The sequence below is a fragment of the Archangium gephyra genome (assembly GCF_049060025.1).
In the GTDB taxonomy this organism is placed as follows: domain Bacteria; phylum Myxococcota; class Myxococcia; order Myxococcales; family Myxococcaceae; genus Archangium; species Archangium gephyra_A.
Window position 1 is genome coordinate 2,885,419 of record NZ_JBMEQQ010000002.1, and the last position, 22,195, is coordinate 2,907,613.

The 22,195-nt window shown below is 69.9% G+C and carries 23 protein-coding genes; 12 read left to right on the forward strand and 11 right to left on the reverse strand.

Annotated elements, in window-relative coordinates; genetic code table 11:
* Positions 1–7: 7 nt before the first annotated feature.
* The gene (locus tag ACN28I_RS12400) at positions 8–349 is read right to left on the reverse strand and encodes a Rieske (2Fe-2S) protein (protein ID WP_420942245.1); all 342 of its coding nucleotides are present in this window, start codon (positions 347–349) and stop codon (positions 8–10) included.
* A gap of 125 nt (positions 350–474) precedes the next feature.
* On the opposite strand from ACN28I_RS12400, the gene ACN28I_RS12405 reads away from it, so the two are divergent.
* The 6 genes from ACN28I_RS12405 to ACN28I_RS12430 all read left to right on the forward strand — a co-directional run bounded on the left by ACN28I_RS12405 (position 475) and on the right by ACN28I_RS12430 (position 5,754).
* On the forward strand, positions 475–894 hold the full coding sequence (locus tag ACN28I_RS12405; protein WP_420942246.1) for a hypothetical protein: 420 nt from the start codon (positions 475–477) through the stop codon (positions 892–894).
* 67 nt (positions 895–961) lie between these two features.
* Positions 962–2,284, forward strand: a complete 1,323-nt coding sequence (locus tag ACN28I_RS12410; protein ID WP_420942247.1) for a zinc-regulated TonB-dependent outer membrane receptor — start codon at positions 962–964, stop codon at positions 2,282–2,284.
* Positions 2,285–2,308: 24 nt separating this feature from the next.
* Positions 2,309–3,232, forward strand: coding sequence for a metal ABC transporter substrate-binding protein (locus tag ACN28I_RS12415; protein ID WP_420942248.1), 924 nt, complete (start codon positions 2,309–2,311; stop codon positions 3,230–3,232).
* Positions 3,233–3,235: 3 nt separating this feature from the next.
* Complete coding sequence (locus ACN28I_RS12420; protein ID WP_420942249.1) at positions 3,236–4,078, forward strand: hypothetical protein; 843 nt, start codon at positions 3,236–3,238, stop codon at positions 4,076–4,078.
* Positions 4,065–4,901 (forward strand): metal ABC transporter ATP-binding protein, encoded by an 837-nt coding sequence (locus tag ACN28I_RS12425; protein ID WP_420942250.1) that lies wholly within the window; start codon positions 4,065–4,067, stop codon positions 4,899–4,901. The genes ACN28I_RS12420 and ACN28I_RS12425 overlap by 14 nt, the downstream gene beginning before the upstream one ends.
* Positions 4,882–5,754, forward strand: coding sequence for a metal ABC transporter permease (locus tag ACN28I_RS12430; RefSeq protein ID WP_420942251.1), 873 nt, complete (start codon positions 4,882–4,884; stop codon positions 5,752–5,754). The genes ACN28I_RS12425 and ACN28I_RS12430 overlap by 20 nt, the downstream gene beginning before the upstream one ends.
* On the opposite strand, the gene ACN28I_RS12435 is transcribed toward ACN28I_RS12430, so the two are convergent.
* Complete coding sequence (locus ACN28I_RS12435) at positions 5,751–6,299, reverse strand: isochorismatase family protein (protein WP_420942252.1); 549 nt, start codon at positions 6,297–6,299, stop codon at positions 5,751–5,753. The genes ACN28I_RS12430 and ACN28I_RS12435 overlap by 4 nt on opposite strands.
* A gap of 96 nt (positions 6,300–6,395) precedes the next feature.
* Between ACN28I_RS12435 and ACN28I_RS12440 the strand changes: the two genes are divergently transcribed.
* Together ACN28I_RS12440 and ACN28I_RS12445 are read left to right on the forward strand one after the other, a co-directional pair.
* Positions 6,396–6,797 carry a cyclic nucleotide-binding/CBS domain-containing protein gene (locus ACN28I_RS12440; RefSeq protein WP_420942253.1) on the forward strand — a complete coding sequence of 134 codons (402 nt, stop codon included), beginning with the start codon at positions 6,396–6,398 and terminating at the stop codon, positions 6,795–6,797.
* A gap of 42 nt (positions 6,798–6,839) precedes the next feature.
* A complete protein-coding gene (locus tag ACN28I_RS12445; protein ID WP_420942254.1) occupies positions 6,840–7,685 on the forward strand; it encodes an alpha/beta fold hydrolase in 846 nt (281 codons plus the stop codon).
* A gap of 9 nt (positions 7,686–7,694) precedes the next feature.
* Here ACN28I_RS12445 and ACN28I_RS12450 read toward each other — a convergent pair whose 3' ends face one another.
* The 7 genes from ACN28I_RS12450 to ACN28I_RS12480 form a co-directional block, all read right to left on the reverse strand.
* Positions 7,695–9,410 carry a tetratricopeptide repeat protein gene (locus ACN28I_RS12450; protein ID WP_420942255.1) on the reverse strand — a complete coding sequence of 572 codons (1,716 nt, stop codon included), beginning with the start codon at positions 9,408–9,410 and terminating at the stop codon, positions 7,695–7,697.
* An 11-nt stretch (positions 9,411–9,421) separates the two neighbouring features.
* The gene (locus tag ACN28I_RS12455) at positions 9,422–10,027 is read right to left on the reverse strand and encodes a hypothetical protein (RefSeq protein ID WP_420942256.1); all 606 of its coding nucleotides are present in this window, start codon (positions 10,025–10,027) and stop codon (positions 9,422–9,424) included.
* A 12-nt stretch (positions 10,028–10,039) separates the two neighbouring features.
* Positions 10,040–10,417 carry a hypothetical protein gene (locus tag ACN28I_RS12460; RefSeq protein WP_420942257.1) on the reverse strand — a complete coding sequence of 126 codons (378 nt, stop codon included), beginning with the start codon at positions 10,415–10,417 and terminating at the stop codon, positions 10,040–10,042.
* 72 nt (positions 10,418–10,489) lie between these two features.
* A complete protein-coding gene (locus ACN28I_RS12465) occupies positions 10,490–10,975 on the reverse strand; it encodes a hypothetical protein (protein WP_420942258.1) in 486 nt (161 codons plus the stop codon).
* Positions 10,959–11,438 carry a hypothetical protein gene (locus ACN28I_RS12470; RefSeq protein WP_420942259.1) on the reverse strand — a complete coding sequence of 160 codons (480 nt, stop codon included), beginning with the start codon at positions 11,436–11,438 and terminating at the stop codon, positions 10,959–10,961. The genes ACN28I_RS12465 and ACN28I_RS12470 overlap by 17 nt, the downstream gene beginning before the upstream one ends.
* 343 nt (positions 11,439–11,781) lie before the next feature.
* On the reverse strand, positions 11,782–12,222 hold the full coding sequence (locus ACN28I_RS12475) for a hypothetical protein (RefSeq protein WP_420942260.1): 441 nt from the start codon (positions 12,220–12,222) through the stop codon (positions 11,782–11,784).
* A gap of 104 nt (positions 12,223–12,326) precedes the next feature.
* Complete coding sequence (locus ACN28I_RS12480; RefSeq protein WP_420942261.1) at positions 12,327–13,979, reverse strand: thiamine pyrophosphate-binding protein; 1,653 nt, start codon at positions 13,977–13,979, stop codon at positions 12,327–12,329.
* A gap of 192 nt (positions 13,980–14,171) precedes the next feature.
* On the opposite strand from ACN28I_RS12480, the gene ACN28I_RS12485 reads away from it, so the two are divergent.
* The 3 genes from ACN28I_RS12485 to ACN28I_RS12495 all read left to right on the forward strand — a co-directional run bounded on the left by ACN28I_RS12485 (position 14,172) and on the right by ACN28I_RS12495 (position 17,505).
* Entirely contained in the window at positions 14,172–15,638 is a 1,467-nt protein-coding gene (locus tag ACN28I_RS12485) for a hypothetical protein (protein ID WP_420942262.1), read from the forward strand.
* Between the two features lie 116 nt (positions 15,639–15,754).
* Positions 15,755–16,462: a Bax inhibitor-1/YccA family protein gene (locus ACN28I_RS12490; protein WP_420942263.1), complete on the forward strand. Its 708-nt coding sequence runs from the start codon at positions 15,755–15,757 to the stop codon at positions 16,460–16,462.
* A gap of 230 nt (positions 16,463–16,692) precedes the next feature.
* The gene (locus ACN28I_RS12495; protein ID WP_420942264.1) at positions 16,693–17,505 is read left to right on the forward strand and encodes a phospholipid scramblase-related protein; all 813 of its coding nucleotides are present in this window, start codon (positions 16,693–16,695) and stop codon (positions 17,503–17,505) included.
* 7 nt (positions 17,506–17,512) lie between these two features.
* Here ACN28I_RS12495 and ACN28I_RS12500 read toward each other — a convergent pair whose 3' ends face one another.
* Positions 17,513–17,848 (reverse strand): (2Fe-2S) ferredoxin domain-containing protein, encoded by a 336-nt coding sequence (locus ACN28I_RS12500; protein ID WP_420942265.1) that lies wholly within the window; start codon positions 17,846–17,848, stop codon positions 17,513–17,515.
* A 585-nt stretch (positions 17,849–18,433) separates the two neighbouring features.
* Between ACN28I_RS12500 and ACN28I_RS12505 the strand changes: the two genes are divergently transcribed.
* On the forward strand, positions 18,434–21,220 hold the full coding sequence (locus ACN28I_RS12505; protein WP_420942266.1) for a vitamin B12-dependent ribonucleotide reductase: 2,787 nt from the start codon (positions 18,434–18,436) through the stop codon (positions 21,218–21,220).
* A gap of 281 nt (positions 21,221–21,501) precedes the next feature.
* Here ACN28I_RS12505 and ACN28I_RS12510 read toward each other — a convergent pair whose 3' ends face one another.
* Positions 21,502–22,182 carry an ATP-grasp domain-containing protein gene (locus ACN28I_RS12510; RefSeq protein WP_420942267.1) on the reverse strand — a complete coding sequence of 227 codons (681 nt, stop codon included), beginning with the start codon at positions 22,180–22,182 and terminating at the stop codon, positions 21,502–21,504.
* Positions 22,183–22,195: the final 13 nt, after the last annotated feature.

A 22,195-nucleotide genomic window follows, 5' to 3' on the forward strand; every position in this document is an offset into this window, starting at 1 on the left:
CGGTACCTCAGGGGCCGGGCAACCTACCCGAAGCCGACACCTGAATCTCGTCTCCGATGATCCGTACCGCGTAGATGCGCACGCGTGCGTCCGGATGCGTCGGGCTGACGCCCGTACGGACATCAAAGGCCCAGGCGTGGAGGGGGCAATAGAGGAGGCACCCGTCCTGGTCCCCCTCCGACAAGGGCCCACCCCGGTGGGGACAGGCCTGCTGCACGGCATGCAGCCGCCCATCCACCTGGACCAGGGCCACGTCCTCCTCCCCGACCCGCACCACCGCCCGGCCCCGCTCGTCCAGGTCCGCGAGGCGCCCCACGGGAATGAAGTGCTCGTCCCCCTGTCCGTTCATCGGTCTCCTTCAACGCCCCGCGTCGAGCGGCCTCTCCTCCCTGAATACCGGGCCGGAGCCCTCGTCGCACCCTTGACACCCCTCCAGGGGACCAGTAGACCAAATAATTACCGTCTTCCTGCCCGATGAGAATCCGCGCCCACATCGCTGGTCACCTCATCGCCACCCTGTTGGTGGTGCTCTGGGTCGCCCAGCCGCTGATCGCCATCGCGCACGCGCAGGAGCACGCGCACCGCTACTGCCCGACCCACCGCGCCTTCGAGGAGGCCTCGGGCAATGGAAGCACGGCGGGTGCCGCGCGGCTGCTGGACGCGATGGCCTTCGAGAAGCAGCCACCCGCCACCCCTGGGGGCACGCTGCTGCACGAGGAGTGTGCCTTCGTCCCGGTCAGCACCCGGGATGAGCTGACGAGCCCCGAGCAGGTCCAGGCCGTCCTCCAGGCGTGCCTCGAGGTGAGCCGCCCGGCCACCGCGCCGCCCCGGCCCCAGTCCTCGCTGTCCGTCCTCGATACCGCCCCCAAGGCCTCGCCTCCAGCGCGCGTCTAGCGCCGTCGAAGCGAAGTGCTTGGGTCGACGTCCGCCTTGTCCGGGCGTCCGGTTCGCGGAGTGCATCGTGTCCCCCACATCGTGCCGGCTCGCCGGCCTCGCTGTCTGCCTGTCGTTCTGTCTCTCTTCCCTGCCCGCCTCGGCCCAGACGCCGCCGGACGCGGGTACACCCACCCAGGAGCCCCCTCCGGACGCGGGCCTGTCCGCCGAGGACATGAAGGACATCGAGGAGGCGCTCGGCCACGATGCCGCCGCTGCCACCGGGGACGGCCATGATCACCACGCGCCCACCCAGTCCCCCGCCTCCAGCAGCGGCGTGACGATCAGCCCGGCGAACGTCGACTTCCACGGGCTCAACCTGGCCTTCATCCTGGACGTGGCCGCCGCCGCCTTCACCACGAAGGAGCCGCTGCAGACGGGCGGGCATGATCCCACCGCCAACGGCTTCAACCTCCAGCAGTTGGAGCTGTCCATCAACACGGCGGTGGACCCGTACTTCCGCTTCGACGGCAACATCGTCTTCAGCCAGTTCGGCGTGGAGATCGAGGAGGCGTACGCCACCACGACGAACCTCCCCGGCAACCTCCAGGTGCGCGCCGGCCAGTTCCTCACCCGCTTTGGCCGCATCAACCCCACGCACCCGCACTCGTGGGAGTTCGTGGACCAGCCCTTCGCCATCGGCCGCGTCTTCGGCGGCGAGGGCAACCGCGGGCTGGGCGTGGAGACGTCCTGGCTCACACCCCTGCCCTGGTACGTGGAGGTGCTCGGCTCCGTCACCGACGCCACGGGCGAGTCCACCGCGCGCAGCTTCCTGGGCGCTGGCCAGGGCGGCGTCACCTCCCCCTTCGACTTCCAGTTCACCGGGGCGGTGAAGCAGTTCTTCCCGCTGTCGGATGACCTGTCGCTGCTGTGGGGCCTGTCGGCCGCCAACGGTCCCAACCCCACCGGCTACCGCAACCGCACCGACGTGTTCGGCACGGACGTGTACCTCAAGTACCGGCCGCTCACCGGGTCCGACTTCACGGCGGTGGCCCTCCAGGCCGAGGTTCTCTACCGGCGCCGCCAGGTTCCCCAGGACGTGCTGTCGGACCTCAGCGGCTATGCGCAGCTCTCCTGGCGCTTCGACCAGCGCTGGGCCGCCGCCGGCCGCTACGAGCTGGGCACCCCGGCCCTCGGCCAGGGTGGCGCCGACGCGATCGATCCGCTCGACGACCTGTGGACCGAGAACCGCCAGCGCATCTCCGCCAACGTCACCTTCTGGCCCACCGAGTTCTCCCGCCTGCGCCTGCAGGGCGCCACGGATATCGCCGGCTGGCGCGAGCGTCCGGACTACTCGGTCTTCCTCGCACTCGAAGTGGTGATGGGCGCGCACGGCGCCCACGCCTTCTGAAACCCTTTCGCGCTGGAGCCTTCGATGAGCCCCTTCCGATTCTTCGTGGCCCTGAACGCCGTCCTCCTGGGCCTCCTGTCCCTTCCCGCCCACGCCGGCCTGAAGGTCGTGACCACCCTGCCGGACCTCGCGGCGATCACCAAGGCGGTGGGCGGCGAGCACGTGCAGGTGACGGCCCTGGCCCTGCCCACGCAGGACCCCCACTTCGTGGACGCCCGGCCGAGCCTCGCCCTGGACGTCAACCGCGCGGACCTGCTGATCGCCATCGGCCTGGAGCTGGAGGTGGGCTGGCTGCCCGCGCTCCAGAACGGTGCCCGCAACACCCGCATCCTCTCCGGCAGCCCCGGTTACCTCGAGGCGGCCCAGTTCGTGCGCACGCTGGAGGCCCCCACCACCCGGGTGGATCGCAGCCAGGGTGACGTGCACGCGGGAGGCAACCCGCACTTCCTCTATGACCCGAGGGCCGCGCTGCTGGTGGCCCGGGGCATCACCGACCGCATGGCCTCGTTGGATCAGAAGAACGCGGCGGCCTACCGCGCCAACCTGGAGAAGTTCACCGCGGAGCTGGAGAAGGCGCGCGCGGGCTGGGAGCAGCGCCTGGCCGGGCTGAAGGGCGCGCCCGTGGTGGCCTACCACCGGACGACCGCGTACCTCGCGGACTGGCTGGGCTTCGAGCCCATCGCCTTCCTCGAGCCCAAGCCCGGCATCCCGCCCAACCCCGCCCACGTGGCCCAGGTGCTGGGACAGTCCCGCCAGCGCAAGGTCCGCTTCATCCTGCAGGAGGACTACTACCCCACCACCACCTCCAAGCTGGTGGCGAGCAAGATTCCCGCGCCCCTCGTCCTCTTCACCTCGGGCACCAACGTCCGCGGCGGCCAGACGTACCTCCAGCACATGGAGGAGCTGGTGACGAAGCTGGAGAACGGGCTGAAGGGACAGGGGAACTGAGCCATGCGCCGCGCCTTCCTCCTCCTGTCCTGCCTGACGCTCGGCGGCTGCGCGTGGGAGCCCGGTCAGGGCTTCGCGGTGGTGGAGCCCACCGTGCGCGCCGCGTACGAGCCGCGCGCCGACCGCCTCGCCCCGGATGGCTACCAGCGGCTGAGCTCGGACTATCAGCTCCGCATGGACGCGGCCTCGATGCGGGTGTCCGGCATCGAGTTGATCGCCATCGCCGCGGGCTCGGGCGGCTTCAATCCCGCCAGCCCGCCTCCGGGCTACTCGCTCTGCCACAACGGCCACTGCCACCGCGCTGACGGAGCGCTCATCCCCTACGAGCAGATCGCCGCGGAGATGGGCGGTGGGGGCGGCTCCAGCACGGTGGCGACGCTGCCGGTGGCCGAGCCGATGAATCTGCTGGCGCCGGAGAAGCGCGCGGTGGAGTGCACGCCGGACTGCGCCCTGCCCGAAGCCACTGTGTCCCAGGGCCGCTGGGGCGTCGACGCCCTGCTCCTCGAGGGCACCGTGCGCGACGGGCGGGCCACCCCGCGCATCCCCGGCGAGCGCCGCTTCCGGTGGGAGCTCACCCGCGCTCCGGACAGCGAGGCGCCGGTGGCGGTGCTCAACGGCGCGGTGGACCTGCCCTCGGACCGGTCGACGCCTCCCCGGGCGAAGCTGGACCTGAACCTGGTGCTGACGGCCGTGCTCTTCGACCCCGTGGACTGGAGCGCGCTGGAGGAAGACCCGGACGGCGTGGTGGAGATCAGCGCCGACGCCAACCCCGAGGTCCACGCCGTGCTGCTGGCGCGGCTGGCCACGATTTCGCCCGAAGCGGAGGTGACCCGTGGAGACCGGTGAGCCCACGAAGAACGGCGAGCCCACGCCGGACAAGGAGAAGTCCGGACACGCGCACCAGCACGAGGCCGACCTGCTCCTGTGCTGCGAGGACCTGGTCATCGGCTACCAGGGCCAGGCGCTGCTGCCGCCCATCAACCTCCAGGTGCACCGAGGCACCTTCCTGGCCGTCATCGGCCGCAACGGCTCGGGCAAGAGCACGTGGTTCAAGACGCTGCTGGGCCTGCAGAATCCGGTGTCCGGCCGCGTGTACCGCTCCAGCCCGCAGGTGAAGAGCGCGTACGTGCCGCAGACCTCCGCCATCGACGCCATGCTTCCGGTGCGCTCGCGCGAGCTGGTGCACTGGGGCCGGCTGACCGGGTGGAACTTCCTGCGGCCCTTCTCCAAACGGGAGGACCGCCAGGTGGTGGACTCGGCGCTGGAGATGGCCGGGGCGGGCCCCATCGCCAACCGGCCCTACCGCGAGCTGTCCGAGGGCCAGAAGCAGCGGGCCCTGCTCGCGCGGGTGCTGGCCACCGAGTCGGACCTGGTCCTGCTGGACGAGCCCACCGCGGCCATGGACGCCGTGGCCGAGCGGGACACCATGAAGCGTCTGGCGGAGCTGGCGCGCGAGCGGAAGCTGGCGGTGGTGGTGGTGAGCCATGACCTGCGCGTGGCGGCCGAGTTCGCGGACCAGCTCCTCTTCGTGGATAGAGAGGCCCCGGCCGTGGTTCTTGGGGACGCGAACACGGTCTTCTGCCATCCTGCCTTCCGGCACCAGTACGGCGACGATTACTGCCCCCGCCATCCCTCTTCAGGACACACCCTTGGACCCGCAACTGGCTGAGACCAACACCTGGGCACAGTTCTGGGATGCCTACGAGCTGTTCAGGGATCCGATGCTCTGCGCGCTCATCGCGGGCAGCGTGCTGGGTTTCCTCAGCGTGTACGTGGTGCTGCGGCGCATGGTGTTCGTCAGCGCCGCGGTGACGCAATCGGCCGGCCTGGGCGTCGCGCTGGCCTTCTACGCGGAGATCCACCTGGGCCTGCACGTGGCCCCCACCGTGGGCGCCGTGGGCCTGTCCCTGCTGGCCACGCTGCTGCTGATGATGGAGCCCACGCGGCTGCGCATCTCCCGCGAGAGCTTGCTGGGCCTGGCCTACGCGCTCACCGGCGGCGCCTCCATCCTCGTGGGAGACCGCATCTCCCAGGAGTCCCATGACATCCAGGGCATCCTCTTCGGCACGGCGGTGCTGGTGGAGCGGCCCCAGCTCATCGCCGTGGCCGTGGTGGGCGCCCTCACCCTGCTCTTCCACCTGTGGTGGTTCCGCGGCCTCACCTTCGCCAGCTTCGATCGCACCGGCGCCATGGTGCAGGGGCTGCCGGTGCGTGCGCTCGACGCGGTGCTGATGATCTCCATCGGGCTGATGGTGGGTGTGTCGGCGCGGGCGCTCGGTGCACTGCCGGTGTTCGCCTTCTCCACCCTGTCGGCCATCGCCGCGCTGGTGTTGGATCTGCGGCTGCCGTGGACCTTCCTGCTGGCCACGATCGCGGGCGCCCTCTCCGGCCTGGGCGGCTACCTCTTCGCCTACTTCTACAACTTCCCCGTGGGCGGCTCGCAGACGGTGCTCGCGAGCTCGCTGGTGGTGCTGGCCCTCCTGGCGCGGGGCCTGAAGCAGCTCGTGGTCCGCGGCCGTTAGCGGACCGCGGCGGAGACCTTCTTGAACTCGGGGGTGCCCGCGCACCCGAGCAGATCGAACAGCGCGGCCTCCACCGTGACGATGTGGGCGCCCGCCTCGCGGCACATCTCCAGGCCCACCCGGCGGTCCTCCGCGTTGCGCGACATCACCGCGTCCGCGCAGAGGACGGGGGTGAAGCCCTTCTCGGCCAGGTCACGCACCGTCTGGAAGACGCACACATGCGTCTCCATGCCCACGAGGATGACCTGCTTGCGCTCGCCCAGCCGCGAGGCCACGTCCGGCACGCAGGCGGTGAAGTCGAGCTTCTCCACCGCGGAGTAGTTGCCCAGCCGCATCTTCACCAGCGAGTGCGTGGGCCCCAGACCTTTGGGGTACTGCTCGGTGACGATGATGGGCAGCTCGAGCGCCTTCGCGCCCTCGATGGCGGCGTTGGTGCGGTTGAGCATCCGGTCGAGCGCGTCCCGATCCATGGCGGCGGTCAGACGCTCCTGGATGTCCACGACGAGCAGCGAGGCCTGGTCTCTTTTGAGGCGGAAGGTGGGCATGAAGGGACTCCTCTGGGTTGGCGCCCCACCCTTCCCCGAAGCCCCGCCCACTCGTCAAGCTTGACGCTCCCCCAACGCGTGTCCAAGCTCGAAGGCATGAAGGGTCACGCCCGCAACCTGATGACCGCGCCGGTGAAGTCCGTCTCCCTGGGGATGCCGCTGTCCGACATCGCCATCCTGCTCGTCGAGGAACGCATCGGTGGCGCGCCGGTGACGGACGACGATAGGCGGGTGCTGGGCATGATCAGCGAGCTGGACATCATGAACGCCCTGCTCCGGGGCCTGCCGCTGCGCACCCCCGTGGAAGAGGTGATGACCTCGCCCGTGCAGACGGTGAACGAGTTCGATCTCACCGACGAGGTGATGGAGCTCTTCCGCAAGCACCGCATCCACCACCTGCCCGTGGTGCGCGAGGAGAAGCTGCTGGGGATGATCACCCCCTCGGACGTCATCCGCTTCCTCGCCGAGGACCTCCCCGAGAACGGCCGGATGGCCTGAGCCACGGGACAGCGGGGGCCTCGTGCGGTATGCGGGAGCGCGATGAGCGACCCCCTGCACCTGGATGATTGGGGTGGCACCGGCCCGGTGCTGCACCTCGCGCACGCCAACGGCTTTCCCCCGGGCAGCTACCGCAAGCTCATCGAGCGCCTCAAGCCGCGCTACCACGTCTTCACCCTGCGCAGCCGCAGCCTCGTGCCGGGGACGGACCCTCGGGCCCTGCGCGACTGGGAGGACATGGCCGACGACTTGGCCGGAGCCCTGCGCGCACGGGGCCTGGAGGGCGTGGTGGGCGTGGGACACAGCATGGGCGGCGTGGCCACCCTGCTCGCCTCGGTGAAGCACCCGGGCCTCTTCCGGGCGGTGGTGGCGTTGGACCCGGTGCTGTTCACGGGCACACGCCTGCTGGCCATCCAGGCGGCGACCCTGCTCGGGATGCGGAGCCGGATTCCTCCCGCGAGCCTGGCCCGCCGCCGCCGCGAGTCCTGGGGCTCCCGCGAGGAAGCCGCCACGAGCTACCGCAAGAAGCCCCTCTTCCGGCGCTTCGATCCCGAGTGCTTCCAGGACTACCTCACCCACGGCCTCACCGAGGCCCCCGGCGGCGGCTTCCGGCTCACCATCCCCACCGCCTGGGAGGCCCGCGTCTTCGAGACCTCGCCGCGCCGTGTCTGGCGGAAGCTGCGCTCGGTGCCGGTGCCCACGCTGGTGTTGCGCGGGAGCGAGTCGGACACGCTCCTCCCACCGGCCCTGGCCCGCGCCGGACGGACGATCCCCGGAGCCCGCGCCGAGGAGCTGCCCGGCACCCACCTCTTCCCGATGGAGCACCCGGAGGAGTGCGGGCGGCGCCTCCTCACGTTCCTCGAGGAGGCGGCACCGCACCGGGCGTGAGCGCGGCCCTCAGCAGGAGACGTTCTCGAGCGCGCGGAGCGGGATGACGTTGCCGGGCAGCGCGGCCTCCACGCTCACCCCGCCACGGCCCAGAATGAAGGCCCGGGCGCGCCGGAGCTCCGGCAACTGCGGATCCGCGTCACGCCAGCACTCCAGGAAGGCGGCGAAGGCCGAGGCCGCCTCGGAGAAGGCGCCCCGGGCGACGTGCACCTCGGCGAGGAGGAACCAGGCATGGCCACTGCCGGGCCGCTCCTTCACGAGGGCCTCGGCCAGCTCCAGCGCCTTGTCCTCGCGGCCGGCACGCACGCGGGCGCGGGCCAGCGTCTCACGGGCCGGGCGGGAGAAGGCGGTGGGGCCCGGCGCGCGCAGCCGGCGCTCCAGCCGGGAGGCGCGGATGAGCGAGGCCTCGGCGCGGGCGAAGTCCCCCTGCCGCGCCTCCAGGGCGCCCCGCAGCTCGCACGCCGCCAGCTCCACCACCCGGGCGACGTCACGCGGGCAGAGGACGCGGTTGTCCGCCTTGCGCTCCTCGGACAGCGGCGGGTGGAGCGCGTCGAGCTCGTCACACACCCGCTCCGCCTCCACCAGCTTGCCCGTCTCCAGGGCGCGCAGCCCGCGGGCATACGTCTCCATGGCGGTGAGCAGCCCCCGCTCGGCCACGCGAGCCTCCGGCGCCAGCTCCACGCGCAGCTCCGCCGCCGCGCGCCAGAAGCCGAAACGCAGGTGCGCGCCGGAGAGCGCACCGGCCGCGAACACGAGCGCCTGTCCGAGGTGCGGCGTCACCTGTTCCACGCGCTGGCGCAGGCGGCGCGCCCAGGACTGGGCCTCGCCATACCGCCCCGCGTCGGTGCAGGCCTGGACGAGCAGCCGCATCGCCAGTCCCGCGGCGGGCGCGGCGGACTCGGGCAGGGACTCCTGGGAGAGCCAGGCGTCATCCGCGGCCACCACCGCCTCGAGCACCTCGCGCGCCTCGCGGGTGTGTCCGGTGCGCAGCAGCAACCGGCCGGAGCCGAGCAGCGCCGTCCCCGCGCGAGGCGCCAGCAGCCGCAGCCGCCGGGCGCTCTCCAGGGCCGCCTCGGGCCGCCCGCTCTCCACCATCACCTGCACCCAGGCGTGGTGGACACCCTCGTGGTGGGGGTGCGTGCGCAGCAGCTCCCGCAGCAGGGCCTGCGCATAGGGCTGGCCCGCGCCGGGGCGCCCATCCGCCTCGTAGCCGTCCGAGAGGAAACCGGCGAGCAGCAGGCGCGCCTCGGGCTCCTCGGGGAAGCGGTCGACGAGCGCCTCCATCTCCCGCACGAAACCATGGCGGCCGTTGGCGGGGCCCTTGTCGGCCAGGAAGGTGGCCGCGACGATGTAGCGTTGCTCCACGTCCGTCACGCCCTCGCTGAGGGAGAGCGCCTTGTGGATGGCGTCCGCCCGGTCCACCGCGAAGCGCGCGCCGGCCCCGCGCGTCAGGGCCAGACCCCAATACGCCATGGCGAGCTGGGGATCCTGCCGCGCGGCCTCCGCGAAGGAGCGCCGGGCCTCGGCGCCCCAGCCGAGGTGCAGCAGCCGCAGACCCTGATCGAAATACGACTGGGCCAGGGGCACCTGGGTGCTCACCTTCAGGTGCGCACGGCCCAGCCCCTCGCGCAGGGGAGGCGTGGGCAGTTCCAGGTCGGGGACGTCGTCCCAGGGCGTGGAGGGGAAGATGGAGGGATCCTCGGCTCGAAGGTGTCGCGCAAGCATGGTGACCTCACTCACGCCCCGGCGAGCGGGGCAAACGATTCGTCCACAACGGGCCGCTGCAGCGCCTCGACGCGCCCGGCCAGACGCCGCCACTCCACCGCCAACGACTCCGCGGGCACGGGCGAGGCCTTGGTCCGCGCCGCGAGGCACTCGTGCCTCCAGCCCGTGCCCATCAGCTCCCGCACCCACTCCTCGTACCCGGCCATCCAGGAGGCCAGGGCCACCACCGCGGCGCGCGCGGCGGAGTGCTCACACGAGGTGACGGGCTCCCGCGGCCCGCCGAGCCCCGCCGCCTGGAAGACGGGCCAGGTGACGCGCCCCTCCTCCACCACGGCCGGGGAGAACCCATCGCGCGGCACGTAGATGGACTCGCCGCACACCCGGCACAACGCGCCGAAGCCCCACAGCGTGAGGGCCCCTCCCCCGGGCAGAGCCCCCGAGTAGGCACTGGTCCCCTTCTGTCCCGCGGGCATGCGCTCGCGGGTGAAGCCATGACGCAGCAGCAGGTTGTCCGCGTGGGTGACATCGCGGCCGATGCACCACATGGAGACCTCGAACAGCCGCTCACCGTCGCGCCGCACGTCCGGCGGGAGGGGGTGGAGAAGGGAGGAGCCCATCCGCGTGTCTCCTCAGCTCGCCTTGGCCGCCGTGCCCTTGCGGACCGGGACCTCGCCGAACAGCGCCTGGAAGTCCACCGGCTGGCCGCCCTTCTTGGACAGCACGGCGTTCACCGCGCGCACCAGCTTGCCGCGCACCTTCGCCGGCAGCGGCTTGTCCTCGAGGGCGGCGGCCACCTGCTGCACGCTCACGCCCCGGCCGCTCTTCGGCTTGCCGATGCCCAGCTCGGCGTACGGCTTCGTCTTCTTCTCGCTGTCGCGCCGCTTGTCGGAGCGCTGCTTCGCCAGCTTGCGATCGTCCTCGGCGCGGGCCTCGAGCTGGCCGGACAGGCGCACCAGCGTCTCGGGCGCGAGCTGCTTCTCATCCATGAACTGCTTGAAGGTCCCCATGGTCATCTCCTGCGGAATCAAGTGGAAGGAAGTGGAGCGGGAGGACACCCGTGCCTCCCGCTCCGGGTGCCGTTACTTCGCGCCGTGCGCGCCGAGCATCCGGCGGTGCTCCTCGCCCAGGCGCTCGTGCTCGCTCACCATGGACTTGTGCTCTTCACGCATCTTCTGGTGCTCGTCCTCCATCCGGCCGTGCTCGGACGAAGCGGGCTTGCCCTCACTGTGGGCGGCCTCGAGCTGGCCGTGGTCCGTCACGAGCTTCTGGTGACGCTCCACCACCGCCTGGTGGCGGGAGATGAGCTGCTCGTGCTGCGCCTCCAGCGCGTCGTGCTCCGCGTCGGCCGCGCCGCCCTTGGCGCGGTCGTGCTCGGCCACCCACTCGCGGTGCTCGGCCTCCATCTTCTGGTGGGCCGCTTCCATCTCCTGGTGCTCGGCCTCCAGCTTCTGGTGGGCGGCGGCCAGCTCGGGCTCCAGCGCGGTGGAGGACTTCGCGCACCCCGTCAGAGCCAGCACCCCGCAGGCGAACGCGGCCAGCAGCTTGCGCTCAGTGCTCGTGCTCATGGGCGGCCTCCTCGATGACCAGCGAGACACTGCTCTCGGACGTGGGCCCGAAGGTCAGCGTGTACGTGCCCACCTGCAGCGGCGCCACGTAGCGGCCCTTGATCGCGGTGCACTCCGCCGAGCTCGTCGCGGACTCCTCGAACGTCACCGCCTCACCGGAGGCACTGGTGACCTTCAGCGTCACGTTCGAGCCCAGGAAGAAGACGTAGTCGGAGGCCTCGGCGGCCGCGAACGACACCGAGCCCACGTTGCCCCCGCTGCCCGCGGGCAGCGTGATGTCGTAGCGCTTGTGATCATTGCTCACGGCGGGGGCGCCACTGGCCGCGGCGGTCGCGGTCACGGCGGCGGCGGGACCCTCCTGGAGGTGCTCGCACCCCTCGACATCGGCCTCGTTCTTCTCGCCACCGCAACCCACGAGCAGTGCGCTCGACAGAAGACAGGCGGACAGCAACTTCTTCATCATGATGTGTGACTCCAGGTGTTGACGTGTTGGTGCTGCAATGCCCCCACGCTCCCGTCCCGGGAGACGGTCTGGGACTCCAGGAACGTGGGGAAGGCGCGCGCGCGGACACACGAGGGGTGGGCATCGCCTCGCGCACCGATGCCAGGAATTGGAAGCTCCGGGTGAGGGAGTCTCCGCGGGCAGGGAGCGCTGTCGATGCTCGAAGGGCGCGAGAAGGGACTGGAGACGCGAACCTGGGGAAGACCCTCACCCCGACCCTCTCCCAGAGGGAGAGGGAGGACGCGTGCCAGGTGCCCGAGGCACCCTCACCCCACTCCTCTCCCGAGAGAGAGGAAGGGCGTGATCAGACCCGCGGCGGTGAGGACTTGGGAGCCAGGTGGAGCCACGCGACCTGGGGCTCCACGGCCACGCTGTACGCCTCCAGCACCTGTCCCGAGAGGACGGGCGCTTCCGGCGGCAGCATCACTCCAGCCGGTGGCTGCACCGCCCGGCGGAGGAAGACATGGGCGCAGTGTGCATCCGCGCCGTGCGCGGACGCCTGGGCGGCGTCCGAGCGGGTGATGCGCTCATCCTCGAAGGACTCGCGCACCTGGACCTGCGATTCCCCCTGCTCGGCTCCCGCCTCGTGCAGCATGTCCCCGTGCTCGACGCAGGGGGTGTGCTGCACCAGGAAGAAGTGAGCCGCGCTCCCCAGGTACGCCAGCGCACACAGCAGCACCAGCGGCAGCGCCAGCAGGCGGGGCCGTCGGTTCAGCGCGGGCTCTTGGCGGTGGAGGTGGCTCACGGAAACACGGTTTCAGGGGAAATACAGTTGCGTCTGTATTCTGTACGCGAGGGCGCTCGCGCATGCAAGTCCAGACATGGCGGCGCCTTGCGTCACGCGATGAATCAGACGGCGTACCCCATCGCACCTGCCTTCACCGGCGCATCCGGATCGAGCATCACGTTGACGCACGCCACGGTGCCGCTGGCCAGGGCGCGCTCGAGCGCGGGGCGAATCTGTGCCGGTTCCGTCACGAACTCGCCATGGCCGCCGAAGGCCTCCACCACCTTGTCGTAACGGGTGGGAGCCAGGAGCGTGCCGGGCGACTTGTCCTCGCCGAACATCTGCACCTGAGGCAGGCGGATCTGCCCCCAGGCGGCGTCGTTGCCCACCACGCACACCATGGGGAGCTTGAAACGGATGGCCGTCTCGAAATCGAAGCCGTTGAGGCCGAACGAGCCGTCACCCTGGATGATCCAATGCGTGCGCTCCGGGTGCAGCACCTTCGACGCCAGCGCGAACGGCGCACCCACGCCGAGGCACCCGAGCGGACCCGGATCCAACCACCGGCCCGGCCGGCGCAGCTCGATCACCTTGGCGGCCATGGCCACCCAGTTGCCGCCATCCGCGATGAACACCGGATCCTGCCCCGGCCCGTTGGCCACGTCCGACATCTCCTTGGCCAACCGGTAGTGGTGGATGGGCGAGCTGTCGTCCTTCGTCCAGGCCGCCAGGCCGCTCAGCTTCTTCTGCTCGCGCTCGCGCAGCTGCGAGATGAACGAATCGCGCTTGCCCTTGGGTGCCGCGTCCGCGAAGGCGGAGAGCGCGCTGAAGCTGTCGGCGATGATGCCCACGTCCACCACGCGGTTGCGCCCCACCTCCACCGGGTCGATGTCCACCTGGACGATCTTCGACTCGGCGCTGAAGGTGGGCTCGGCGCCGTAGTTGAGCCGGAAGTCGAAGGGTGTGCCGATGACGAACACCAGGTCCGCCCCGCTCAGCGCCTCCTTGCGCGTGTGCTGGAAGAAGAGCGGATGGCTCGCCGGCAGACAGCCGCGCCCCGCGCCGTTGAGGTACACGGGAATCTGCGCGGTCTCCGCGAAGCGCCGCAGCGCGTCCCATGCCCCGTCCCAGTGCACCGACGAGCCGGCGATGATGGCCGGGCGCTCGGCGGACTTGAGCAGCGCCATGGCCTCGTCCACCTTGCGAGGATCCGGCGCCTGCCGCGCGTCCGTGCGGTAGCTCTTGGGAATCTGCAGACTGTCCTCGTCCACGCCGTTGCAGAGCACGTCCCAGGCGAGCTCGAGGAACACCGGCCCCGGCCGCCCGGAGAGCGCCACCCGGAAGGCCTTGGCGAGGTACGCCGGCACCAGGTCCGGCGTGGGCACGCGATCCGACCACTTGGAGATGCGGTGGAAGAGGTCCACCTGCTCCATCTCCTGCAGCGAGCCGCGGCTCTGGTTGAAGATGGGGGCCGCGCCGCCCAGCAGAATCATGGGCGAGCTGGCCGCGTACGCGTTGGCCACGCCGGTGAGCGCGTCCGTGACGCCGGGGCCGGCCGTCACCACCGCCACGCCCACGCCGCGTGTCACCCGGGCGTAGGCATCCGCCGCGTGGGCGGCCGCCTGCTCGTGGCGCGTATCGATGACCTGGATGCCCTCCTCCACGCACCCGGCGTAGATGGGGGCCACGTGCAGCCCCGAGAGGGTGAAGATGTGGCGGACGCCCTCCTTCTTCAGCATCCGCCCGACGAGCTGTCCTCCGGTGACCATGCCCATGCCGTGCTTCCTCTCTATGTGGGAACCTCGGAAGTCCGGCCATCATCCCCGAATCGGGCCGCCCGGGAAGCCCCTGGACGCTCGCCAGCCCCAGGAACCGGCCCCGGAAGCGTCCCGGCGTCATGTCGAAGGCATTCCCCGGGTGCCCCGGGCGGGGTAGGAAGGGCCCTGAGATACGTCGAAGGAAGACCCGTGCAAGAACTCCTGGAAGTGCTGCGGCGACAGGCGGTCCACTTCGGGCCGGAGCTGGCCCGCACCGCGTACGAGCGTGGACTGGCCGTCACCCAGAAGGACGGCTCCACCCGGCCCATCCCCGTCACCGCCACCCCCATCATCCTCGATGCGGAGGAGATCCGCCGGCGGGCCACCCTCTCGGCGCACCTGGCCTCGGCCACCGTGAAGGTGACGCGCGCGGTGCTCGCCAGCGAGGAGAAGGAGCTGGTGCTGGGCGGTCTCTCGCCGCTCGAGCGCGCGCTCACCGAGCGCACCTTCGCGAACGTGGAGCGGCTGGCCACCACGCGGGTGGACTACTTCGTGGACACGAAGCCGCGCGCCCTGGAGCTCAACGCCACCATCCCGGCCATGCAGGGCTATTCGGACATCGCCGCGCGCACCTTCATCGAGGTGGTGGCCCGGCACTTCCGCTACCCCGAGAAGGCCCTGTACGCGGTCATCTCCGCCAACGGCAGCAACGCGCTGGCCCTCTACCGTGCCCTGCTGGACGGCTACGCCGCCGAGCGCGACGGGAAGATGCCGGACACCATCGCCCTGCTCTGCCGCCGCAACGACGCGCAAATCACCGAGCAGCGCTACCTGTGCGAGCGCTTCCGTGAGTTCGGCGCGGATGCGGACGTCGTCCACCCGGACGAGGTCTCCGGCGAGGAGCACTTCGAGGTGCGCGGCAAGCGCTACGACCTGGTGTACCGGCACCTCTTCACGCGGCGGCTGGAGGAGACGCCGTCTGCGTGGGTGGAGGACTTCTTCGGCACGGTGCCGGGACGCAAGGCGGTGCTGCTCAACCCGCCGGCCTCACCGGTGGAGGTGAAAGCGACGTTCGCCCTGCTCTCCCAGGCGTTGGTGGAGCCCGCGCGCGCCGAGGCCGCCGGACTGACGCCCGAGGAGCTGGAGGCGGTGCGCACGTCGGTGCCCTGGACGAGGCCCTTCCGGCGCGGCCCCGGCGTGGACCCGGACGGGCAGCGGGCGGAGGATCTGGTGGCGCTCGTGGCGGCGGAGCCCAGGCGCTTCGTCCTCAAGCGCTCCTGGGACTACGGCGGCCGGGCGGTGTACCTGGGCCGTTCGGTGGGCACCCCGGCGTTCGAGGAGCGGGCGCGGGCCGCCTACGGCACCGTCCCCACGTGGGCGGAGCTGTGCGAGCGCGCCGCCACGGACCCGGCGGGTGGCGGCTTCGTGGTGCAGGAGGTGGTGGAGACCACTCCCGAGGAGCACCTGCTGTGCGAGGAGAGCGGTGTGACGCCGCTGTCGCTGCACGTGGATTACTCCGCGTACGCCTCGGTGGGACTGGCGAAGCAGCCGGCCTGGGGCGGGGTGTGCCGGGGCTCCACCTCGGAGATTGTGAACATCGTGGGCGGGGGCGGCGTGCTGCCGCTCATCACCACCGAGGTGGCCCAGAAGCTCCTCATGGCCTGGAAGGCGATTTGATCGCCGGGGCGGGACCTCGGGAAGGGATGTTCCGCACGATGGTTGAAGGCGCGCTATAAAGGAAAATGTCGGGCGGGGGGGACTCCGTCCTGTCTCAAGAAAGGACTCTCGATTCCATGTCTTGGCAGACTCCCGGTTTTCAGGTGGCGCGAGGCAACGTCAATGACGCCCTCATCGCCGAGTCGCGGCGCGCGTTCATGTCGCGCGTGTACGGCTGGATGTTCGCCGGCCTGTCCGTGACGGGCATGGTGGCGCTCCTCACGGCCGCCTCCCCGCAGATGGTGATGAAGATCGCCCAGTTCCGCTGGCTGTTCTTCGTCGCGCAGATCGGCCTGGTGTGGTTCCTCTCGTCGCGGGTGCACCAGCTCTCCGGCGCGGTGGCAGGAGCGCTCTTCCTCGGCTACTCGGTGCTCACCGGGCTCACCTTCTCGGTGCTCTTCTACGTCTACACGACCGGCTCCATCGCCAGCGTCTTCCTGATGAGCGCGGGCGCCTTCGGAGCGATGAGCGCCTTCGCCACCTTCACCAAGAAGGACCTGAGCTCCTGGGGCACCTTCCTCTACATGGGCATGATTGGCATTTTCGTCGCCAGCATCGTGCAGGTCTTCGTGCAGAGCTCCATGCTCAACTTCGTGCTGGGGTGCGCGGGCGTGCTCACCTTCTCGGGCCTCACCGCGTACGACACGCAGAAGCTGCGCGAGATGCATGCCGAGGCGGGCTACGAGTCGGCCGCTTCGCTGAGCATCTCCGGCGCGCTGGTGCTGTACCTGGACTTCATCAACCTCTTCATCGCCCTGATGCGCCTGTTCGGCTCCCGCCGCTGAGCGCAGCACCGCGGTGAACGAAGACGAGGCGGTGGGCTCCCGGGCCCGCCGCCTTTTTCTTGGCCGCGCGGACCAAGCCAGTGGAAGCAAGTTCTTCCCGCGGGAACGCACGGGGCGCCTTCCGGCCGCACGGCGTGCCGACTGGTCCAACAATCGGACCAGTTGCTCCCCATCGCGGCCGGAACCTCCCCCCTGTCAGGACCTACCCCTCCTGGCTTAGCCTCGCCGGCATGGGCAACGACAACCGGCGGCCACAGGACGACAGCGGGCTGGATCTGGATTGGCAGGGCCGCACCGCGCCGGAGCAGCGCACCCAGGACACGGCGCTCGCCGCGGTGGGCGCGGGCCGGGGCGCCCCCGGGGACAGCCGCCACATGAGCCCGGAGCTCCGTCACGAGCTGGCCCCCCTGTTGGAGGGGGACGGCTTCGGCGTCCGGCAGATCCACGAGTGGGGGGAGATCCTCGTCGGCTGGGAGACGCGCAACCGCTACGAGGCCAGCGGCGCGGACGGCCACTTCATGCTGTACATCGGCGAGACGGGCGAGGGCTGGGGCAACGCGCTGCTGCGCAACCTCTGGCCCTTCCGCCGCGTGGAGCTCGAGTTCATGACGAAGGGGGGCACGCTCGCCCTCAGCATCCAGCGGCCCTGGACGTTCTTCTTCACGCGCGTGGAGGTGAAGGCCTGGGATGGGCGCCTCCTGGGCACCATCGAGCAGCGCTTCAGCCTGCTGCGCCGCACCTTCGAGCTGTGCTCGCCCGGGGGCGCGGTGATGGCCACGCTGGTGGGCCCGTTCTGGCGGCCGTGGACCTTCCTCGTCAAGCAGCGCGGCGAGGAGGTAGCCACCATCCGCAAGCAGTGGAGCGGGCTGGTCCGCGAGGCCTTCACCGACTCCGACTTCTTCGGCGTGGAATTCCACCCGGGCCTCACCGACGCGCGGCTGCGGCAGATGGTGCTCGCCGCCACGCTCATGGTGGACCTCTGCTACTTCGAGAATCGCAGCACCAGCAGCCCCCTGGGCTGGCTCTCCAATCTCTTCGACTGAGCCGGGCCTACTCCGCGGCCTTCTTGCGCGAGAACGGCATCAGCAGCCGCTCCACGGGCTGGCCGCCCACGAGGTGCTCGTCGACGATGGCGGGCACGTCCTCGGGCTTCACCCCGCCGTACCAGGTGCCCTCGGGGTAGACGACCACCGACACGCCGAACGAGCACGTGTCCAGGCACCCGGCCGCGTTGGCGCGCATCTGCCCCTTCATGCCCCGCTTCTCCAGCTCCTCCTTGAAGCGGGCGCGGACGTCCTCGGCGCCCTTGGTGGCGCAGCAGCCCTTGGGGTTCCCGTCCGGGCGGCGGTTGGTGCAGACGAATACGTGACGCTTGAAGGGGGGCATGTCCTCCCCTTAACGCGGCTTTCGTTCGAAAGCGACTAACCGGTTCGTGCCCCTCCTGCCCCTTTCTTGCCTCGGGCCCTAGGCGGCCGGACGATCCGTGCACAGACTCACAGCAAACATCCGCTAGTGATCATCGACCTTTCCGCTGGAGTGACCCTACATGACTCGTCATCCATTGACGATCCACTGCACAAAGGGCTGCGCAAGAGAGTTGATCGCCAGCCAAGCAGGCTTTAGATCGGCTCCCTCGCACCGGTCCCGGACCGCGGGCGGGCACCCGGACGTGGACCGTCCAATCGGTCACACTCCCCTATCCATAGGTGGCGCAATGTCAGCGGACACAAGATCTGGGGGGCAGAGAACCTTGACGAGTCCGGAACGAAGATCGTACCTTTGCCTACCTGCCCGCTGGACGAACAAGCAGGCGGGCTCCCAAAAAACAAGGGTTTGAAACCAACGCCACGCACCTCCCCTCACCCGGAAGAGGCGTGTCGAATCGAGATCACTCGATCCTGAGAGATCTCGCGGGCTTGGCTTTTCGCAAATTTTGCAGTCATACGCTGAGTGAAAGCAGTGGGAGGGACCATGGAACGCGACCTGAGCGCCACGGCAGCAGTTCTGGACGGTAAGGAGACGGTGGCGGGGCTGAAGACGAGAGCCCCTGCTGGCGGTCTGACGGTGGAGCGCTTCTTCACGACGCCGGGCGTGGATCCCGCCGATGAGCTGGCGTGGGAGCTGCGCACGGCTTCCATCTCGGGCGAGGACGGCAAGTCCGTGTTCGAGCAGAAGAACGTGGAGGTGCCCAAGTCCTGGTCGATGCTGGCCACCAACGTGGTGGCGTCGAAGTACTTCCGGGGCACGCCGGGGACGCCGGAGCGCGAGACGAGCGTGCGCAAGCTGGTGGGCCGCGTGGTGGACACGCTGACGCGCTGGGGCGCCGAGGGCGGCTACTTCGCCACGTCGACGGACCGCGACACGTTCCACTCCGAGCTCACGCACCTGCTGCTGCGCCAGAAGGCGGCCTTCAACTCCCCCGTCTGGTTCAACGTGGGCGTGGAGGAGCACCCGCAGTGCTCGGCGTGCTTCATCAACTCGGTGGGCGACTCCATGGAGTCCATCCTCGGGCTGGCGAAGACGGAGGGCATGCTCTTCAAGTACGGCTCGGGCACGGGCAGCAACCTGTCCACCATCCGCTCGAGCAAGGAGCTGCTGGCCGGTGGCGGCACGGCGTCCGGCCCGGTGTCCTTCATGAAGGGCTTCGACGCGTTCGCCGGGGTCATCAAGAGCGGCGGCAAGACGCGGCGCGCGGCGAAGATGGTCATCCTCAACGCGGACCATCCGGACGTGCTGGACTTCATCCGCTGCAAGTCCAGCGAGGAGAAGAAGGCCTGGGCGCTCATCGATGCCGGGTATGACCCGAGCTTCAACGGCGAGGCCTACTCGTCGGTGTTCTTCCAGAACTCGAACAACTCGGTGCGCGTGACGGACGAGTTCATGCGCGCGGTGATGAACGACAGCGCGTGGACGACGCGGGCGGTGCGCGACGGGCGTCCCATGGACACCTACAAGGCGCGCGAGCTGTTCCGGGAGATCTCCGCGGCGGCCCACCTGTGCGGTGACCCGGGCCTGCAGTTCGACACCACCATCAACACCTGGCACACCTGCTCGAACACGGATCGGATCAACGCGTCCAACCCGTGCTCGGAGTACATGTTCCTCGACGACTCGGCCTGCAACCTGGCGTCGCTGAACCTGATGCACTTCCGCACCATCGACGGCGACTTCGACGTCAACGCGTTCAAGCACGCGGTGGACGTGGTGCTGCTGGCGATGGAGATCATCGTCGGCTTCTCCAAGTACCCCTCGGAGAAGATCACCCAGAACAGCCACGCGTTCCGTCCGCTGGGCCTGGGCTACGCGAACCTGGGCGCGCTGCTGATGGCCACGGGCCTGCCGTACGACTCGGACGCGGGCCGCAACTACGCGGCGGCCATCACCTCGCTGATGTGCGGCGAGGCGTACGCGATGAGCGCGCGGATGGCCGGCAAGATGGGCCCCTTCCAGGGCTACGCGAAGAACGAGGAGCCGTTCCTCGGCGTCATCCGCAAGCACCGCAAGGCGGCCTACAACGTGGCGTCCGAGGGTGTGAGCCCGGAGCTGTTCGAGGCGCAGAAGAAGGCCTGGGATGAGGCGCTCGCGCAGGGCACGGAGTCCGGCTACCGCAACAGCCAGGTGACGGTGCTGGCCCCCACGGGCACCATCGGCTTCATGATGGACTGCGACACCACCGGCATCGAGCCGGACATCGCGCTCATCAAGTACAAGAAGCTGGTGGGCGGCGGCATGCTGAAGATCGTCAACCAGACGGTGCCGCAGGCGCTGGAGAAGCTGGGCTACCCGCAGACCCAGGCGCAGGACATCATCACCTACCTGGACAAGCACGAGACGATCGAGGGCGCCCCGCACCTCAAGCCCGAGCACCTGCCGGTGTTCGACTGCGCCTTCAAGCCGGCGAAGGGCCAGCGCAGCATCCAGTGGATGGGCCACCTGAAGATGATGGGCGCGACGCAGCCCTTCCTGTCGGGAGCCATCTCGAAGACGGTGAACATGCCGTCGGACGCCTCGGTGGAGGACATCGAGAAGGCGTACATCGAGGCGTGGAGGCTGGGCCTGAAGGCGGTGGCGGTGTACCGCGACGGGTGCAAGCGGACGCAGCCGCTGAACACCTCGAAGGACAAGGTGAAGGACACGAAGGCGGCGGTGGCCGAGCCGGCGCTGGCGGCGGTGAAGGACGCCAACGCGATGAGGCGGCGGCTGCCGGACGAGCGGCAGGCGATCACGCACAAGTTCTCCATCGGTGGCCACGAGGGCTACCTGACGGTGGGCATGTACGAGGACGGGACGCCGGGCGAGCTCTTCTGCGTGATGGCGAAGGAAGGCTCGGTGGTGAGCGGGCTGATGGACAGCTTCGCCACGGCGGTGTCGCTGGCGTTGCAGTACGGAGTGCCCCTGCAGGTGCTGGTGGACAAGTTCAGCCACACGCGCTTCGAGCCGAGCGGCTTCACGGGCAACCCGGCGGTGCCGATCGCCAAGTCGATCGTCGACTACATCTTCCGGTGGCTGTCGCTGAAGTTCCTGCCGAGCGAGCAGGAGGCCGAGGGTGTGGTGGAGGCGGTGGAGAAGCAGGTGCTGGCCGAGCCCGCGGCGAAGCCGGTGCAGGTGACGGCGGTGGCGCTGCCGATGTCGACGCCGCGCAAGACGTACCTGAACCAGGCGGACGCGCCGCCGTGCCACACGTGCGGCGAGATCATGGTGCGCAACGGCGCCTGCTACAAGTGCAGCAACTGCGGCACCACGAGCGGCTGCAGCTGAGCACCCATCCCCTCTCCCCTCGGGAGAGGGACGGGGTGAGGGTGCCGGAAGGACTCGGGTTCAAACCACTCCCCTCTCCCTCTGGGAGAGGGACGGGGTGAGGGTCTGCACGAATCCCTGACATGAACCCGTGATGCAAAGGGGCTCCGGTACAAGCGTACCGGGGCCTCTTTCATTACCCCTCGATCTCAGGCAGCGGACGAAGCCACCGTGCATCACGGGGCGCCGAGGTCCGCTGAGTCCCCGAGGCGCGCTGGATCACTCGCAGCGCTCCGGCCGGGTCACACGCATACAGGCCCGAGCTTCCAGGCGGGGTTCAGCTCCACCACGGCCCATCCGCGGCCTTCAATCCGGCCCACGTCGAGGACAACCGCGGGAGGAAACAACTCCCCTGCCCTCGCGCTCACGTCCGAGGCAAACGCCTTCGCCGCCTCCAGCTCGAATGCGGTGTGCGAATGAGCCTCGCGCTCGCCCATCCAGGCGTAGGGGCTCGCGGTGACGACCTGGCCCTCGAGCACGAAACAGCGGTACTCATCGAGCCAGCGCACCGGCTCCGCTGTCAGGACGGGCAGACCGTCCTCGAGAATCTCCGAGCCGGGAAGCGCCTCGGCGGACGGGTAGACCGCCGCCCGGAACTGCTTCTCATCCGCGGGTTTGACGAACCGGGGAAACCGCTCGCTCCGAGCCGCGCCGAGCGTGGTGAAGCGCACGTCCCGGCGAACGAACTCCGCGGGCAGCAGGGACAGCGTATCGGCCGCGGGCTCGAGCAGCGCCAGTGCCAGCGCCTTCCCGACGGTGTCCGCCAGCAACGACTCGCCGTAGAAGACGAGCTCCTCCTCGGCCAGCCGCGCGGGAGGACGCCGATCGTGCAACCGGTGCACGCGCCACGAGAGGCGGGAGGCCTCCGTGGCGAGTGCGATCGAATCATCACTGAAGCGCGGCGAGAGCAGCAGGACGGGCACGAAGCGCCCCCGG